Origin of the sequence: Pseudomonas benzenivorans (genome assembly GCF_033547155.1) — a bacterium.
GTDB lineage: Bacteria > Pseudomonadota > Gammaproteobacteria > Pseudomonadales > Pseudomonadaceae > Aquipseudomonas > Aquipseudomonas benzenivorans_B.
Genome location: NZ_CP137892.1, coordinates 1,877,131 through 1,893,942, shown reverse-complemented (window position 1 = coordinate 1,893,942; position 16,812 = coordinate 1,877,131). Strand labels below are relative to the sequence as shown.

Annotated in this window: 13 protein-coding genes and 1 pseudogene; 5 read left to right on the top strand and 9 right to left on the bottom strand. The window is 63.6% G+C overall.

The window, feature by feature from the left end; all coding sequences use genetic code 11:
• The first annotated feature begins 51 nt into the window (after positions 1 to 51).
• Entirely contained in the window at positions 52 to 2,040 is a 1,989-nt protein-coding gene (mnmC, locus tag SBP02_RS08620; protein WP_318645971.1) for a bifunctional tRNA (5-methylaminomethyl-2-thiouridine)(34)-methyltransferase MnmD/FAD-dependent 5-carboxymethylaminomethyl-2-thiouridine(34) oxidoreductase MnmC, read from the top strand.
• A 12-nt stretch (positions 2,041 to 2,052) separates the two neighbouring features.
• Here the strand turns inward: mnmC and SBP02_RS08615 are convergent, their stop codons facing one another.
• Positions 2,053 to 2,526, bottom strand: coding sequence for a MarR family winged helix-turn-helix transcriptional regulator (locus tag SBP02_RS08615; RefSeq protein WP_318645970.1), 474 nt, complete (start codon positions 2,524 to 2,526; stop codon positions 2,053 to 2,055).
• Positions 2,527 to 2,640: 114 nt separating this feature from the next.
• Between SBP02_RS08615 and SBP02_RS08610 the strand changes: the two genes are divergently transcribed.
• From SBP02_RS08610 to SBP02_RS08595, 4 genes and pseudogenes are all read left to right on the top strand, one after another.
• Positions 2,641 to 4,410: an N-acetylglutaminylglutamine amidotransferase gene (locus SBP02_RS08610; RefSeq protein WP_318645969.1), complete on the top strand. Its 1,770-nt coding sequence runs from the start codon at positions 2,641 to 2,643 to the stop codon at positions 4,408 to 4,410.
• Between the two features lie 118 nt (positions 4,411 to 4,528).
• A pseudogene (gene ngg / locus SBP02_RS08605) lies at positions 4,529 to 6,284 on the top strand (N-acetylglutaminylglutamine synthetase); the annotation flags it as partial.
• 106 nt (positions 6,285 to 6,390) lie between these two features.
• Positions 6,391 to 7,581, top strand: a complete 1,191-nt coding sequence (locus SBP02_RS08600; RefSeq protein WP_318645968.1) for an osmoprotectant NAGGN system M42 family peptidase — start codon at positions 6,391 to 6,393, stop codon at positions 7,579 to 7,581.
• 121 nt (positions 7,582 to 7,702) lie between these two features.
• Complete coding sequence (locus SBP02_RS08595) at positions 7,703 to 7,942, top strand: YheU family protein (RefSeq protein WP_318645967.1); 240 nt, start codon at positions 7,703 to 7,705, stop codon at positions 7,940 to 7,942.
• A gap of 25 nt (positions 7,943 to 7,967) precedes the next feature.
• Here the strand turns inward: SBP02_RS08595 and SBP02_RS08590 are convergent, their stop codons facing one another.
• The 8 genes from SBP02_RS08590 to SBP02_RS08555 form a co-directional block, all read right to left on the bottom strand.
• Positions 7,968 to 8,396, bottom strand: coding sequence for a hypothetical protein (locus SBP02_RS08590; protein WP_318645966.1), 429 nt, complete (start codon positions 8,394 to 8,396; stop codon positions 7,968 to 7,970).
• 81 nt (positions 8,397 to 8,477) lie between these two features.
• Positions 8,478 to 9,656 carry an MFS transporter gene (locus tag SBP02_RS08585; RefSeq protein ID WP_318645965.1) on the bottom strand — a complete coding sequence of 393 codons (1,179 nt, stop codon included), beginning with the start codon at positions 9,654 to 9,656 and terminating at the stop codon, positions 8,478 to 8,480.
• A gap of 85 nt (positions 9,657 to 9,741) precedes the next feature.
• Positions 9,742 to 10,560: an SDR family oxidoreductase gene (locus tag SBP02_RS08580; protein ID WP_318645964.1), complete on the bottom strand. Its 819-nt coding sequence runs from the start codon at positions 10,558 to 10,560 to the stop codon at positions 9,742 to 9,744.
• A gap of 148 nt (positions 10,561 to 10,708) precedes the next feature.
• Entirely contained in the window at positions 10,709 to 11,077 is a 369-nt protein-coding gene (locus SBP02_RS08575; RefSeq protein WP_318645963.1) for a DUF2784 domain-containing protein, read from the bottom strand.
• Between the two features lie 94 nt (positions 11,078 to 11,171).
• Positions 11,172 to 13,181, bottom strand: coding sequence for a polysaccharide biosynthesis protein (locus tag SBP02_RS08570; RefSeq protein ID WP_318645962.1), 2,010 nt, complete (start codon positions 13,179 to 13,181; stop codon positions 11,172 to 11,174).
• Between the two features lie 521 nt (positions 13,182 to 13,702).
• Positions 13,703 to 14,296, bottom strand: a complete 594-nt coding sequence (locus SBP02_RS08565; protein WP_318645961.1) for a sugar transferase — start codon at positions 14,294 to 14,296, stop codon at positions 13,703 to 13,705.
• Entirely contained in the window at positions 14,289 to 15,452 is a 1,164-nt protein-coding gene (locus SBP02_RS08560) for a DegT/DnrJ/EryC1/StrS family aminotransferase (RefSeq protein WP_318645960.1), read from the bottom strand. Before SBP02_RS08560 ends, SBP02_RS08565 begins: the two co-directional genes overlap by 8 nt.
• Positions 15,453 to 15,703: 251 nt before the next feature.
• On the bottom strand, positions 15,704 to 16,807 hold the full coding sequence (locus tag SBP02_RS08555) for an acyltransferase family protein (protein ID WP_318645959.1): 1,104 nt from the start codon (positions 16,805 to 16,807) through the stop codon (positions 15,704 to 15,706).
• Between the last annotated feature and the right edge of the window lie 5 nt (positions 16,808 to 16,812).

The following is a 16,812-nucleotide window of genomic DNA, read 5'->3' as shown; positions in this document are numbered from 1 at the left end:
AGCGCCCAGGGGATCGGCTAGAATGCGCGCCTGCTCAACCTGGTGGCCGCCATGCCCGATTCCCCCGACACCCTCCCCGGCACCCAACAGGCCCAGCTCGACTGGGACGCCAAGGGCCAGCCGCTGTCGCGCCAGTACGGCGACGTGTACTTCTCCCAGGACAACGGCCTGGAAGAGACCCGCTACGTCTTCCTCGCCAACAACCAGCTTGCGGAGCGTTTCGCCGCGCTGGGCGACGGCGAACACCTGGTGATCGGCGAGACCGGCTTCGGCACCGGGCTGAACTTCCTCTGCGCCTGGCAGCTGTTCGCGCAGCGGGCACCCGCCGGCGCACGCCTGCACTTCGTCAGCGTCGAGAAATACCCTCTGAGCCGCGCCGATCTGCAACGCGCCCTGGCCCTGTGGCCGGAGCTGGCGCCCTTCGCCGAGCCGCTCCTGGCGCAATACCTCGCCCTGCACCCCGGCTTTCAGCGCCTGCTGTTCGACGGCGGCCGGGTCGTGCTCACCCTGTTGATCGGCGACGCCCTGGAACTGCTGCCCCAACTCGACGCCCGGGTCGACGCCTGGTTCCTCGATGGCTTCGCCCCGGCGAAGAACCCGGAACTGTGGACCGCCGAGCTGTTCGCCGAGCTGGCCCGCCTGTCCGCACCGGCTGCCAGCTTCGGCACCTTCACCAGTGCCGGCGTGGTGCGCCGAGGCCTCAAGGCGGTCGGTTTCGAGGTCAAGCGGATGCCCGGCCAGGGCAAGAAGTGGGAGGTCCTCAAGGGACGCTTTACGGGCGCACCGGCGCCGGCGAGCAAACCCTGGTTCGCCCGCCCGCCCAGACACACCGGCGAGCGTCATGCCCTGGTGATCGGTGCCGGCCTGGCCGGCTGTGCCACCGCCGCCAGCCTGGCCGCCCGCGGCTGGCGGGTCAGCCTGCTGGAACGCCACGCCGAAATCGCCCAGGAAGCCTCCGGCAATCCCCAGGGCGTGCTCTACCTCAAGCTCTCGGCCCACCACACGGCGCTGTCGCGACTGATCGTCAGCGGTTTCGGCCACAGCCGTCGCCTGCTCGAACAGCTGCCGCGCGGCCAGGACTGGGACGACTGCGGCGTGCTGCAACTGGCCTTCGACGCCAAGGAGGCCCAACGCCAGGCACGGCTGGCGGCGGCCTTCCCCACCGAGCTGCTGCATTCCCTGGAGCGGGCCGCGGCCGAGCGCCGGGCCGGCGTCACGCTGCCCGCCGGCGGCCTGTTCTACCCCCAGGCTGGCTGGGTGCATCCACCGGCGCTGTGCCGCCTGCTCGGCCAGCACTCGAATATCCGCCTACTGACCCATAACGAGGCCCTGGAACTGCGCCGCGACGCCGGACAGTGGCAAGCCTGGAATGGCGACCGGCTGCTCGCCGCCGCCCCGCTGGTGGTGCTGGCCGGGGCCGCTGAGATCAAGCGCTTTCCCTGCAGCGCCGCGCTGCCGCTCAAGCGCATTCGCGGGCAGATCAGCAGCCTGCCGCAGACCCAGGACAGCCGTGCGCTGTCGACCGTGGTCTGTGCCGAGGGCTACGTCGCCCCGGCGCGCCTGGGCGAACACACCCTGGGCGCCAGCTTCGATTTCCACAGCAATGACTTGACGCCTAACAGCGCCGAGCACGCAGGCAACTTGCGGCTACTCGAAGAAATCTCCAGGGATCTGAGCCAGCGCCTGCACGCCACCGAGCTCGATCCTGCCCGGCTACAAGGCCGCGCCGCCTTTCGCTGCACCAGCCCCGACTACCTGCCGATCGTCGGCCCCCTGGCCGAGCGCGACGCCTTCGCCGCGGCCTACGCGGTGCTCGGCAAGGACGCCCGCCAGGTGCCGGACACGCCCTGCCCCTGGCTCGCAGGCCTGTATGTCAACAGCGGCCACGGCTCCCGCGGTCTGATCACCGCCCCGCTGTCCGGCGAGCTGCTGGCCGCCTGGCTGAACGACGAGCCCCTGCCGCTACCGCGCGAGGTGGCCGAGGCCTGCCACCCCAATCGCTTCGCCCTGCGCCAGCTGATCCGCAACGCCAAGGCCTGAAGTCGGGCACCCTCACTCCATCTCCCCGCACAGCTCCGCGGCACGCAGCAACGCCGCGGTCAGGCTATGGCGCTCCCAGTCGGCCAGCGCGGCGAAGCGCTGGCGGAACCCCGGCGGCAGCAGGCTCGGCGCCTGCCGCACCAGCTCGCGCCCGGCATCGCTGAGCAGCAACCACTGGCGGCGACGATCCTGATCGTCGCGCTGACGGTGCAGCAGCTCGCGCTCCTCCAGGCGATCGAGCATGCCCGACAGGGTCGCTGCGGTGAGGCTCACCCGCCCGCTCAGATCGCTGGCCGTCAAACGCTCCTCGCCCGCCAGAACCTGCAAGATCATCAGCTGCATGGGCGTCAGCCCACCGAAGCGCGCCAGGCGCTTGGCATGCACCTCGCCGGCCTGCTGCAGGCGCCGCAGGGCCTGGAAAATCGGCAGTTCGAACGCCATGACAGATGACAAATCCATTTCAGTAGAAACTATTTTTTCGGGCATAACCACCTAACTACAACGCATTAAAACTTTGACATAAAAGCATTTTCTTGTTCCCATGTAAAAGGTTCGGCGAGCCCGGACGACTCCCCAACGGCAATACCGGTAAGGAAAACTATGTGCGGAATAGCTGGAGAACTACGTTTTGATCAGCAGGCGGCCGACCTGGCCGCAGTAGAGCGAATCACCCATCATTTAGCGCCGCGCGGTCCTGACGCGCACGGCTTTCACAGCCAGGGGCCGGTTGCCCTTGGCCATCGTCGGCTGAAGATCATGGATCTGGCCGAAGCCTCGGGCCAACCCATGATCGACAGCGATCTGGGCCTGTCCATGGTGTTCAACGGCGCCATCTACAACTACCCGGAACTGCGCGACGAGCTGCAAGCACTCGGCTACCGCTTCTTCTCCGGCGGCGACACCGAGGTGCTGCTCAAGGGCTATCACGCCTGGGGCACCAACCTGCTGCCCAAGCTCAACGGCATGTTCGCCTTCGCCGTGTGGGAACGAGACAAGCAGCAGCTGTTCATCGCTCGCGACCGTCTCGGCGTCAAACCGCTGTACCTGTCGCGCAGCGGCCAGCGCCTGCGCTTCGCCTCGAGCCTGCCGGCCCTGCTGGCCGGCGGCGATATCGGCAAGACCCTGGACCCGGTCGCCCTGAACCACTACCTGAACTTCCACGCCGTGGTGCCGGCGCCGCGCACCATTCTCGCCGGCGTCGAGAAGCTGCCACCGGCCAGCTGGATGCGCGTCGACACCCAGGGCAACTGCGAGCAGCAGAGCTGGTGGCAGCTGGACTACGGCCCCAAGCGCGAGGAAATCGCCTTCGAGCTGGAGGACTGGCGCGACAAGGTGCTCGACGGCATGCGCGAGGCGGTGTCGATCCGCCAGCGCGCCGCGGTGGACGTCGGCGTGCTGCTGTCCGGCGGCGTCGACTCGAGCATGCTGGTCGGCCTGCTGCGCGAGGCCGGGGTGGAGAACCTGTCGACCTTCTCCATCGGCTTCCAGGACGCCGGCGGCGAGCGCGGCGACGAGTTCCAGTACTCGGACCTGATCGCCGAGCGCTTCCACACCCGCCACCATCAGCTACGCATCGGCGAGAACGAGATCATCGAACAGCTGCCGGCCGCCTTCCGTGCCATGAGCGAGCCGATGGTCAGCCACGACTGCATCGCCTTCTACCTGCTCTCGCGGGAAGTGGCCAAGCACTGCAAGGTGGTGCAGAGCGGCCAGGGCGCCGACGAGCTGTTCGCCGGCTACCACTGGTACCCGCTGGTGGACGGCGCCGAGGATGCCTTCGCCGCCTACCGCAAGGCGTTCTTCGACCGCGAACACGAGGAATACGCCCAGTGCGTGCAGCCCGAGTGGCTGACCGACGACCATGCCGGCGAGTTCGTCCGTCAGCACTTCGCCAAGCCCGGCGCGGTGAGCGCGGTGGACAAGGCGCTGCGCCTGGACAGCACGGTGATGCTGGTCGACGACCCGGTCAAGCGGGTCGACAACATGACCATGGCCTGGGGCCTGGAGGCGCGCACGCCGTTCCTCGACTACCGCCTGGCCGAGCTGTCGGCGCGTATTCCGGCCCGCTTCAAGCTGCCCGACGGCGGCAAGCACGTGCTCAAGGAAGCCGCGCGCCAGGTGATCCCCAACGAGGTGATCGACCGGCCCAAGGGCTATTTCCCGGTGCCGGGCCTCAAGCATCTGCAGGGGGCTACACTGGACTGGGTCCGCGACCTGCTGATCGACCCGAGCCAGGACCGCGGCCTGTTCAATCCGGCCATGCTCGACCGCCTGCTGACCGATCCGGATGGCCAGCTCACGCCGCTACGCGGCTCGAAACTCTGGCAGATGGCGGCGCTCAACCTGTGGTTGAGCGAGCAAGGCCTGTAGCAACTGCGCAGGGCGGAGAAATTCCGCCCTGCTGCGTTCCACACGCCGTAGCCGGATGTAATCCGGAGAAGTCACGACTGAACTCACGCCCCGGCAACGATCCGGGCGCTGCGGACAGCTAAGGAAACATCTCCATGCGAGCCACTGCCTACAACCAACGCCTCCTGCGCGGCCAGGCGCCCTCCTATGAGCGCCTGCAGGCGCGCTTCGCCGAAGAGCGCGGGGTGAAGCCCTGCGAGTCACGGGCCGTACATTGCGGCTGGGGACGCCTGCTGATCGGCCACACCTACCCCGACCCGGCCACGCTGGCCGAGGAACTGCTCAGCGAGCGCCCCGGCGAGCGCGATATCGCCCTGTACGTCGCCGCGCCCCATCAGGTTCTGGCCCAGGCGCCGCAGCAGCTGTTTCTCGACCCGTCGGACACCCTGCGCCTGTGGTTCAGCGACTACCGTCCGGCGCGCCGCGGCTTTCGCGGCTACCGGGTACGCCGCGCGCAGAACGCCGAGGACTGGCAGGCGATCAACTGCCTATACCAGATGCGCGGCATGCTGCCGATCGACCCGGCCAAGCTCACCCCCCGCCACCAGGGCGGACCGGTGTATTGGCTGGCCGAGGACGAAGAGAGCGGCTCGGTGATCGGCAGCGTCATGGGCCTGAACCATGACAAGGCCTTCAAGGACCCGGAAAACGGCTGCAGCCTCTGGTGCCTGGCGGTCGACCCGCACTGCAGTCGCCCCGGGGTCGGCGAGGTGCTGGTTCGCCACCTGATCGAACACTTCATGAGCCGTGGCCTGAGCTATCTCGATCTGTCCGTCCTGCACGACAACCGCCAGGCCAAGGGGCTGTATGCCAAGCTGGGCTTCCGCGAGCTGCAGACCTTCAGCGTCAAACGCAAGAACAGCATCAACCAGCCGCTGTTCCTCGGCCCGGGCCCGGAGGCCGAGCTCAACCCCTACGCCAAGATCATCGTCGACGAAGCCCTGCGCCGCGGCATCGAGGTGCAGGTCGACGATGCCGAGGCGGGCCTGTTCACCCTCAGCCACGGCGGTCGACGCATCCGCTGCCGCGAGTCGCTGACCGACCTGACCAGCGCGGTGAGCATGACCCTGTGCCAGGACAAGCGTCTGACCCATCGCGCCCTGATGCGTGCCGGCCTGCAGCTGCCGGCCCAGCGCCTGGCCGGCAGCGCCGAGGACAACGCGGCGTTCCTCGCCGAGCACGGCAGCCTGGTGGTCAAACCGGTGGATGGCGAGCAAGGCCAAGGCGTTGCGGTCGACCTGCGCAGCCCGGGCGAAGTCCAGGCCGCCATCGAGCGCGCCCGGGTGTTCGACGACCGCGTAGTGCTGGAGAGCTTCCACGAGGGCTGCGACCTGCGCGTCCTGGTGATCGGCTTCGAGGTGGTGGCCGCCGCCATCCGCCGCCCGGCCGAGGTGGTCGGCGACGGCCGCCATAGCATCGGCGACCTGATCGACGCACAGAGCCGTCGACGCCAGGCCGCCACCGGTGGCGAGAGCCGCATCCCCAAGGACGCGGAAACCCTGCGCACCCTGCACGCCGCCGGGGTCGACTACGACAGCATCCTGCCCGCCGGCAAGCGCCTGGCCGTGCGCAAGACCGCCAACCTGCACACCGGCGGCAGCCTCGAGGACGTCACCGAGAGCCTCCATCCGGCCCTGGCCGAAGCGGCGGTCAAGGCCGCCCGGGCCCTGGACATCCCGGTGGTCGGCCTCGACCTGCTGGTACCGGCGGCCGACCGCCCCGAACACGTGTTCATCGAGGCCAACGAGCGCGCCGGCCTGGCCAACCATGAGCCGCAGCCGACCGCCGAGCGCTTCGTCGACCTGCTGTTCCCCCTCAGCCAGGTGACCGGCTAGGTACCGGGCCGTCGAGTGGCTCGCGCAGTCACTCGCAGCGGCCCGCCACCTCCCCTGTTGACGCCATAGGCACAGGACCAGGAGCCCACGAGCAAAGGAGTCCTCTATGCAGCAACTGCCCCAACCCGACCTCGAATACCTGCAGAAAGTCCTGCTGGAGATGCTCGCCATCCCCAGCCCGACCGGCTTTACCGACACCATCGTGCGCTACGTCGCCGAACGCCTGGAAGAGATCGGCATCCCCTTCGAACTGACCCGCCGCGGCACCATCCGCGCCACCCTCAAGGGCAAGCAGAGCAGTCCGGATCGCGCGGTGTCGACCCACCTGGACACCATCGGCGCCATCGTCCGCACCATTCAGGATAACGGCCGCCTGGGCCTGGCCCCGGTCGGCACCTGGTCCAGCCGCTTCGCCGAAGGCAGCCGGGTCAGCGTCTTCACCGAAACCAGCGTGATCCGTGGCAGCGTGCTGCCGCTGCTGGCCTCCGGGCATGCCTTCAATACCGAGGTGGATCAGCTGCCGATCAGCTGGGACCACGTCGAGCTGCGCCTGGACGCCTACTGCGCCACCCGCGCCGACTGCGAATCCCTCGGCGTGTCGGTCGGCGACTTCGTCGCCTTCGACCCGCTGCCGGAGTTCACCGAGAGCGGCCACATCAGCGCCCGCCACCTGGACGACAAGGCCGGCGTCGCCGCCCTGCTCGCCTCGCTCAAGGCCATAGTCGAGAGCGGCGCGGAGCTGGAGATCGACTGCCATCCGCTGTTCACCGTCACCGAGGAGGTCGGCTCCGGCGCGGCCGCGGCGCTGCACTGGGACGTCAGCGAGTTCGTCGGCGTGGATATCGCCCCGGTGGCCCAGGGCCAGAGTTCCAGCGAGCACACGGTCAGCGTCGCCATGCAGGACTCCGGCGGCCCCCACGACTACCACCTGTCGCGGCAGTTGTTACGCCTGGCCGGCGAACACGAGATCCCGGTGCGCCGCGACCTGTTCCGCTACTACCACAGCGACGCCCAGTCGGCGGTGGGGGCCGGCCATGACGTGCGCACCGCCCTGCTGGCCTTCGGCTGCGATGCCACCCATGGCTACGAGCGCACCCATATCGACAGCCTGGTGGCGCTGAGCCGGCTGCTCAGCGCCTATATACTCAGCCCGCCGGTGTTCGCCAGCGATGCCCAGCCCGCGCAAGGCTCGCTGGACCGCTTCAGCCACCAACTGGAGCACGACACGCAGATGGCCAGCGATACCCGGGTGCCCGCCGTCGACAGCCTGCTCGGCCAACGCGGCGAGGAGAGCTGAGGCGGCACTGCCGGCGCCCTGGCCTCACGCGCAGTGCTGCACGGGCCGACAACTGACCACCGGATTGGCCAGTTGCCGGTCCAGCAGGTAGCATCGCCGCAGCGTTCTGGAGAACCGAGCCGTGTTGATCCCCCCTCACCTGCTGCAAGCCGACACCCTGACCCACCTGATCGAGGACTTCGTCACCCGCGAGGGCACCGACAACGGTGACGAGACCCCTTTGGAGACCCGCGTGCAGCGGGTGCGCCGCGCCCTGGACAAAGGCGAGGCGGTGATCGTCTTCGACCCGGAAAGCCAGCAATGCCAACTGGCGTTGAAACGCGAGGTGCCCAAGGAGTGGCTGCAGGCGCTGGTCGAGTGAGCCGCGCCAGGCCAGGGCGCAACGCCTAGCCGCGCAAGCCGCTCTCGCGCTCCCAGGCGCAGCGCACCCGCAGCTCGCCCTCGTGGGGACTGTGACCGCCGCTCTCCGAGTCCCAGCGAAAGGTATGGGTGCCGTTGAGCTCGGTCTCCAGATGCACCACCGCACTGGCCCAATACAGGCGCTTGAGCAGGGCCTCGAACTGCTCCACCCAGAGACTCCACTCGTACTCCACGGCCCTGTAGCTGGCACCGAAATGGATCACCTGGGTCTGGTACAGACCATCGCCCGGCTGCTCGCAGCAGGCGAACATCTCGCGACCGAGGAGCGACCAGGCATCGCCGGCCGGCAGCTCGCGCAGCACCTGTCGATTGAGCTCACGACGCAGGCGGCTCTGCTCCGCGCTGTCCGCCGGCCAGTCGCGGATGCAGCCATAGACGATGGATTCTGACTCCACACCGGTACTCCAGGAAATCGAGGCTGCCTTCTACCACAGCACCGGCGCTCAAGGAAGGAACTGCGGCGGAAGTCCGCCGATTTAAGGGGCGTCGGTGTCGGCCGGCGCTACGCCCCTGGCCATCCACCAGGCCAGCAGCACCATCAACAGCGCCAGACCGGTGAGCACGGCGAAGGCCAGCTGGTAACCGCCGGCCAGATCGCGCGCCATACCGGTCAGGACCGGTGCCAGCGAGGCCATGCCGTAACCGGCGCAGAGCATCATCGAGGTCCAGCGGCTGACCGCCAACGGCGTGCTCGCCTCGTACAGCGGCAAGACCAGGGACAAGGCGAAGGCCCCGCCCAGGCCCAAGCCGATGACCACCGCCCACAGCTCCGGCAGTAGCGTCGGCACAAAGCTGATCATCGCCAGGCTGACGCAGGCCAGCAGGGCGCAAGCCTGCAGCAGGCCATAACGATTGCCGAAGCGCTGGGCCAGCCAGGGAAACAGAAAGGAGCTGGGCAAGCCCGTCAGCATCGACAGGCTGAACAGGCTATTACTGTGCAGCAGGCTCAGGCCGGCCTCGTGATAGCGCGCCACTACCCAGGTGGCCAGGGCATAGAAGAGCCCCGCCTGGAGCGCGAAGAATGCGCTGATCAACCAGGCCCGCGGCTGGCCCCAGGGCAGGCCGGCCTGGGCCTCGCCCTGACCGGCCGACTCGGCGCGGTTGGGCACCCACAGCCATACGCCCATGGCCAGCAGCGCCGGCAGCGCCCACAGCGCCAGCCCCTGGGTCCAGCGCTCGCCGAGCCCGTGCATGGCCGGCACCGTCAACACGGCGCCGGCCGCCCCGCCCACCGCCATGCCCAGGGAGTACCAGGCCACCACCCGACCCATATGCTCGAAGAAGTAACGCTTGATAAAGCCAGAGAGCAGCGGGCCGGCCACGGCGATGCCACTACCGAGCAGCGCCGCACTGGCGATCAGCACCCCACCGACATCGCCGAGCAGCCGCAGCAGCAAGGCGCCGGCGATGGTGGCCATGCACAGGGTGATGGTGCGCTCCAGGCCCAACCGCAGCGCCAGGCGCGGCGCCAGCGGCGCCAGCAGGCCCATGCACAGCACCGGCAAGGCCGTGCTCAGGCTGATCAGGCCGCGGCTCAGGGCGAGGTCTGCGGCGATCCGCTCGATCAGCGGGGCCAGGGAGGTGATACCGGGGCGCAGGTTCACCGCCGCCAACAACAGCGCCAACAGCAGGGCGGTTCCAGATAAGGGTTTCACGAAGCATCCAAGGCGTGGGCCGAGCGACAGACGAGGTCCGCCACCCTAACCGCGGACCTGCCACCAGGCAAGCCTGCGGGCGGCATTAGCTGACCGTTCGATCAGCCACCTTGGCACGCATCCGCTCGGCCATGCCGGCCATCTCGTCGTAGAGCAGCTGCGGGTTCTTCTGCTTCAGCGCCCAGGCCATGCGGCCCTGCTCGTGGGGCAGGATCATGAACTCGCCCTCGGCAACCTGACAGTAGATGTAGTCGGCAATCTCCGCCGCGCTGATCGGCGAGCTCTCCAGCAGCTTGCCGACCTGGGCCTTCATCGCCGGCGTCGGACCACGGAAGGAGTCCAGCAAATTGGTCTGGAAGAAGGACGGGCAGACCACATGCACACCGATCTCCTGCGCCCGTAGTTCCACCAGCAGGCTTTCCGACAGCGCCACCACGCCGGCCTTGGCGACGTTGTAGTTGCTCATGGCCGGGCCCTGCATCAGGGCCGCCATCGAGGCGATGTTGACGATCTTGCCCTTGCTGCGCTCGAGCAGCGGCAGAAAGGCCTTGCAGCCCTTGACCACGCCCATCAAGTTGATCGAGATCTGCCAGTCCCAGTCCTCCAGCGACAGCTCGCCGAAGAAGCCCCCGGACGCCACCCCGGCGTTGTTGACGAGCACATCGATGCCGCCGAACTTCGCCTCGCAGGCCTGGGCCAAGGCGGTCAGCTGGCTGTAGTCGCGCACGTCGCACAGTCGGGTGAAACCGTCGCCCCCGGCGTCCCGCACCAGTTGCAGGGTTTCCGCCAGACCGCCCTCCCTGACGTCGGCCAGGGCCAGCCGCCAGCCCTCGCGGGCCCAGCGCAGGGCGATCTCACGCCCCAAACCCGAGCCCGCACCGGTAATCATCATGCGCTTTTGCATACAGAGGCCGCCTTACGCTGTCGTGATAGATGGTCCGCAGTGTAGCGAAGGACAATCCCCGCCCCACTCACCATCAGGCTGCTGAATGCGCAAGGCAAAGCAAAAGCGGATAGATCCTGGTCGGGTGGGCGGCTGGACATGTCGCAACCTAGCGCTCGACCTTGCCTCGCCACAGCAGATAGCCATAGATCGCGCCGTTGACCGCCAGCACCAGGACACCGAGCAGCAACTGAACGCCTGGCGTGAGCCCAGCCGGGTAGATGAGCGGTAACAGATACTGTTCGACGAAGCTGCCGCTGTACCCCTGCTCGCCGGCGGCGCGGCGCAGGACATTCTCCAGCGGGGTCAGTGGACATTGCAGCCGGAACAGCTCGACCACCGCCCCCCATAGCGCGGCCGGCAGGTGCAGCCAGGCCAAAGCACGCCAGCGCAGCACCAGCAGGCCGCCGAGCAGCACGAACAGGATAAACAGCAGGTGCACCACGAGAACCGCATCGGCGGCAAAGCGGGCGATCATACCGGCAGAGCCCGAATGGACTTCTCGGGGCCTCCGTCAACGCTCCCTAACTGGCCGACTCCCGGCACTAAGCCCATGGCACTGGCGCCTCGACCTAGCGGGGCTTACTGCGGCGCTTCAGGTGAATCCAGTCGACTATCTCGCCTTCTGGCGCATAGCCGCTCACGGTTTCACGCAGCACCTGGCGCACCCGGTCGTAATCGTCGCGCTCGACCGCGCCCTGCAAATCCGCCAAGACCTTCTTGAACGACTCCCAGGGCAGGTGCTCTTCGTTGGCGCGCATGATCATCGGGTGATCGGTCGGGCTGACGTTGTCACCTATCAGCAGTTCCTCATAGAGCTTTTCGCCGGGACGCAGCCCGGTGAACTCGATGGCAATATCGCCGTGCGGACTCTTCTCCGAGCGCACACTGAGGCCACAGAGATGAATCATCTTCTCCGCCAGCTCGACGATCTTCACCGGCTGGCCCATGTCCAGGACGAACACATCACCGCCCTGCCCCATGGCGCCGGCCTGGATGACCAGCTGAGCGGCCTCGGGGATGGTCATGAAGTAACGGGTGATATTCGGATGGGTCACGGTCACCGGCCCCCCTTGCCTGATCTGCTCATGGAAACGCGGAATCACCGAGCCGGAGGAGCCCAATACATTGCCGAAACGCACCATGGTGAATCGGGTCTTGTTGACCCTGTGTACCGCTTCGGCATCACCGACCAATACCGGCGCCGACTCGGCGCTCAGGGCCTGCAACACCATCTCGGCCAGGCGCTTGGTGCTGCCCATGACATTGGTCGGGCGCACCGCCTTGTCCGTGGAGATCAGCACGAAATGCTCGACCCCGGCCATGACTGCCGCCTGCGCCGTATGCAGCGAACCCATCACGTTATTCAGCACACCCTCGGCGATATTGTGCTCGACCATCGGTACGTGCTTGTAGGCGGCCGCGTGATAGACGGTATTAACGGCCCAGGTACGCATGACATCCACCAGTCTGACCGGGTTGCGGATGGAGCCGAGAATAGGCACCAGACGCACCGGCAGCGACTCGCGGGCAATCCGCTGCTCCAACTCGCTATGGATGGAGTAGAGATTAAACTCGCTGTGCTCGAACAGAATCAGGGTGGTCGGTGCGCTCGCTACTATCTGCCGGCACAGTTCCGAGCCGATCGAGCCCCCCGCCCCGGAGACCATCACCACCTGGCCACGGATGCAGCGCTCGAAGAGCTCCTGGCGCGGCGGCACGGCGTCCCGGCCGAGCAGGTCGGCAATGTCCACTTCTTGGATATCCTCGACCTTGACACGACCACTGGCCAAATCCATGAAGCCGGGCACGCTACGCACGTGCAGGGGAAAAGCCTCGAGCAGTTCGAGAATTTCGCGGCGGCGACCGCGGGAAGCAGAAGGAATCGCCAAGAGGATTTCGTCCGCACCGGTCTCATCGATCATCTGCTGGATATGCTTAGCTGTGTAAACGCGCAAACCCGCGATCACCCGGTTGGCGATATTGGCGTCGTCATCGATAAAGGCTACCGGACGCATCGCCCGGCCCATACGCAAAGCCGCCACCAACTGGTTGCCGGCCGCCCCCGCGCCGTATACCGCGACCTTCGGCAATCCAGTATCGCGCCCCTTGAGCCTGCTGGGTTGCTCCGGCGAAAACCAGTCGCCCATGAAGTACTGGCGCATCACCAGGCGCAAACCACCGATCAGCACCAGGCTCAGCCACCAGTAATTGAACACCATGGAGCGCGGAATGAGCTTGGGTGCCTCCTGATGCCAGTACACCGCCAGCGCCAGGAGCAGCGCCGACAGCGTGACCGCCTTGGCGATGGCCAGCAGCGCATCGTTACCAAAATAACGCATCACCGCGCGATACATGCCAAAGCGCACGAACAACGGAACGGCTATCAGCGGTGCCGCGATAAACAGCCAGGCATGTCCGGCGAAAGGCTCGATACTTTTCGAGTCCCCCAAGCGCACGACGAACGCAAGCCAAAGCGCGGCCCACACTAATGTCACATCCACTGTGACCTGAATCAGTCGCTTATAGCGCCGTGGCAGGCAAACCAGACGGCTGCGTAGTGTTTCGGCAAGTCTTAACACAAAAAATCCTCACACGGCTTTCGCCATTTCTGCACAGGCGCTGCATAGCAGAGAACGACTGTTGGTGCAGGCCAATTCACGGCGGCGCTGTCCAACCTGGGCTTGCAGCTTACCCTAAGCGCAAAACCAGGTACTTCCGGGGCTCACCGCAAACGAGCCAGTCCATTGTCCAGACCCTTACTCCAGCGCCCCAGCCTTGAACTTCACGGCCAGCCACGGCAGAGGTGCATAGGCGATCAGCACGCCCGTCAAACCATCCAGCCCGCCCACTCCGACCCAAAGCGCGATGGGCAGCAACCAGAAAAGATTGCACTCACGACAAGGGGAACCCACAGATACCGCCCAAAACATCTGGACGCATACTGACAGGCATGAACACGATGGCCTCCTCAAAAAACTTGCCGCAACGCGATAGGCGATACTGCAAAAGTGCAGGTGCATCCGGCATGCCTTCATGAGATCCAGCCAGAGTTACAACCTACCTGAATACTTCGCCACCAACAGTCCAAGATCACAAAACTCTATCGGGATATAACTTTTAAAATGGTTGCAAAAATAATTCGAACATCAGCAACAAGACTTTGTCGCTCTACATATTCGAGATAGAAGCGCTGCTTAATAGGAAGAACAACATCAATATAGGCTTGGCGTGAGTCCTCATAACCGGCCAGTAATTGATTTTCGTCAACCATTTCAATAGATGCCCAATCAGTGATACCGGGCCGCACGGACAAAACCTTCTCACGCACATCCGGAGGATAACAATCAATGAACTCTTGGACCTCTGGACGCGGCCCAACAAGACTCATCTCGCCAAGCACCACGTCAATTAACTGCGGCAATTCATCTAGTTTGTACTTCCGTAGAAAAAAACCTGCCTGGGTAACCCGCTTATCTACCCCAACCGTCAAGCGCCCCGATCTCTCGGCATCCACCCGCATAGTACGGAATTTATGAATACGAAATGGCTTCCCATGACGACCAACCCGCACCTGCCTAAAAAAAACAGGCCCTGGCGAATCCAGTTTTATCCAAATCATGACCGCCAGGAACACAGGTGACAGTAAAAGCAGTCCACCGCAAGAGCAAAGCAAATCGAATGTTCGCTTAGACATTAGCCAACACCTGTCGGATAGCGACAATAACCCGATGCTGATCGGCATCGCTCATCCGAGTGTACAGAGGAATGGAGACCTCCTGCTCGAATAGCCGTTGCGCCACCGGGAACATCTCTGGCACAAGATCACAACTATCCCGCCAATAGGGGTGCAGGTGTAATGGAATGAAATGCACTGAACATCCAATACCCTGCTCAGACATCTTCACAATAAATTCGTCCCTGCTGATCCCAGCCTCGGGCAACAAACGAACAGGATACAGGTGACGCGCGTGTAGATCTCCTGTCGGTGCTCCCGCCGGTAGGATAACAGGCAAATCCAAGAGCGCCTTATCGTACACTCGCGCCATAGCCTCACGCTTAAGTTGAAAGCCGTCCAATCGACGCAATTGATGAATGCCCATCGCGGCCGCCATGTCAGTCATATTGTACTTGTAGCCAGGGGCAATAACCTCGTAGAACCATGCTGGGGACTTGGACACATAACGGTCAAACGCGTCCCGGCTAATCCCATGCAGTCGCATTACTCGACAACGCTTTGCAATTTCCGGGTTGCGAGTGACGACCATGCCACCTTCGCCCGTGGTCATGGTCTTGTTGGCATAGAAGCTGAACACCGTCACATCAGTTTCCAACGTGCCGATTTTACGCCCAGCCCAAGTAGTTGGAAGTGCATGAGCGGCATCCTCTACGACCTTCAATCCATGGCGTCGGGCAATTGCAAGCAGAGCGTCCATGTCACAACTCAAGCCAGCAAAATGCACCGGCATGATGGCACGGGTACGCGGCGTTATTGCTGCCTCCACCGCGAGCGGGTCGATATTGAAAGTGTGATCCAGCACATCCACCATCACCGGGATGGCACCGAGATAGCGCACCACTTCCGCCGTGGCCGTAAAGGTATAGCTGGGCAGGATGACCTCGTCACCGGGACCAATACCAATGGCCTCAAGAGCCAGATGCAAGCCCGCCGTTGCCGAGTTGACGGCGATGCTTTCAACGCCACCACCGAGAAATGCTGCAAAGTCCTGCTCAAACTGCCGAGTCCTAGGCCCGGTAGTTACCCAGCCGGAACGTAGCGAAGCTACCACCTCCTGGATTTCTTCTTCACCAATCTCGGGCAAAGCAAATGGCAAAAATTTTTCTTCGTTCAATTGGAAAACCACCTCAAGACTTTAAGCCAGAACACTAGAAACAAGTGCCAATATACGCAACAGACCCGCGCCCAGTATAATCCCAGAAACTCTCGGGCAACATGAGCAGCTGATATCATCCCACACCTAACCGCCATGACTTTGACGACAGGCCTACTGCCCATTGCCATTAGTCAGAAAATGCAAATCTCAACCACCACCAAAGCAGCGAACTATTTAAGCTCAGAGGCCCCCACACCCAAATCATCATGTCACTCTTTCCTACGCATGCGCCTTCCGATTAACCGACCAAGACTAATTGATGGTTGCTCGACGAGCAGGTGCAAAACATAGGAGGCGAACAACGTCATCGGTAGGGCCAGCAGCAGGGCGGCGTAATAGCTCCATCCTTGCGCCAAAGCCAGACGTAAGAACACATATCCGCAAAGTGGATGAATCACATAGACAGGATAACTGATACGGGCCAAAAATCCAAAGAGAGAGTTACAACGGACATGACTGCGAAAGCAAAACAGTACTGCGAACACCACAAGCGCATAACAATAATTCAGAGTTATATGATAAAAATTTGGCGCATAGGCTGAGGCCCGCCAAGTCAAACAAAACAACAACACCAGCAACACACTATAGATGACACCTAACCGCCACGACATCTTGCTCGAGTGAATTAAGTAGAACACACTACCAATAAACATAAAGGGAAAGAACATGACATCTTTCGCCTGCGCCTTCACCCAAACAGGCACCTGACCCGCCCCCTCTGCCGGGTTAGCTAAAAGATTAAAAAGCAATCCAACCATGCAAACTAGCAAGATCGGCCAAAACTTACCGGAACGAAAAGTACCGATCAACAACAGTGCTAGCAAATAAAACTTTAATTCTATAGCCAAAGTCCAGTTCACATAGTCAAGACTTGGAATATCGAAAAAATTTGCCACTAGCAGAGCATTGACGATAAAGCTTTTCCACTCAACTGGAAAAGGCAGTGCCCAATACATTGAGGAGCAATAAACAGCAAACACCCCAATCGAGAGCCCTACAATATAAGTTGGCAATATCCGCAAGAGCCGAGCGAGCACAAACGCAACCGGATTATTCGCGGTTACAGACAGCGGTATCACCAAACCAGAAATCAGAAAAAATAACCCCACGCCAAATGCGCCAAAATTAAAGTACCTCAAAGAAAACCAGCTTGCGATCCATGGTGCAGGCTCATCTAGCAATGGCGAAGCGGTAATACGAGCAACAAGAGCCGGCCCCCACCAGAAAATACCGATCCAGTGAGATGCCACCACAAACCATGGCGCAACACCCCGCAGAACATCAGAAAAGTCGATCCTTTCTCGCCCTGTCATTGCTC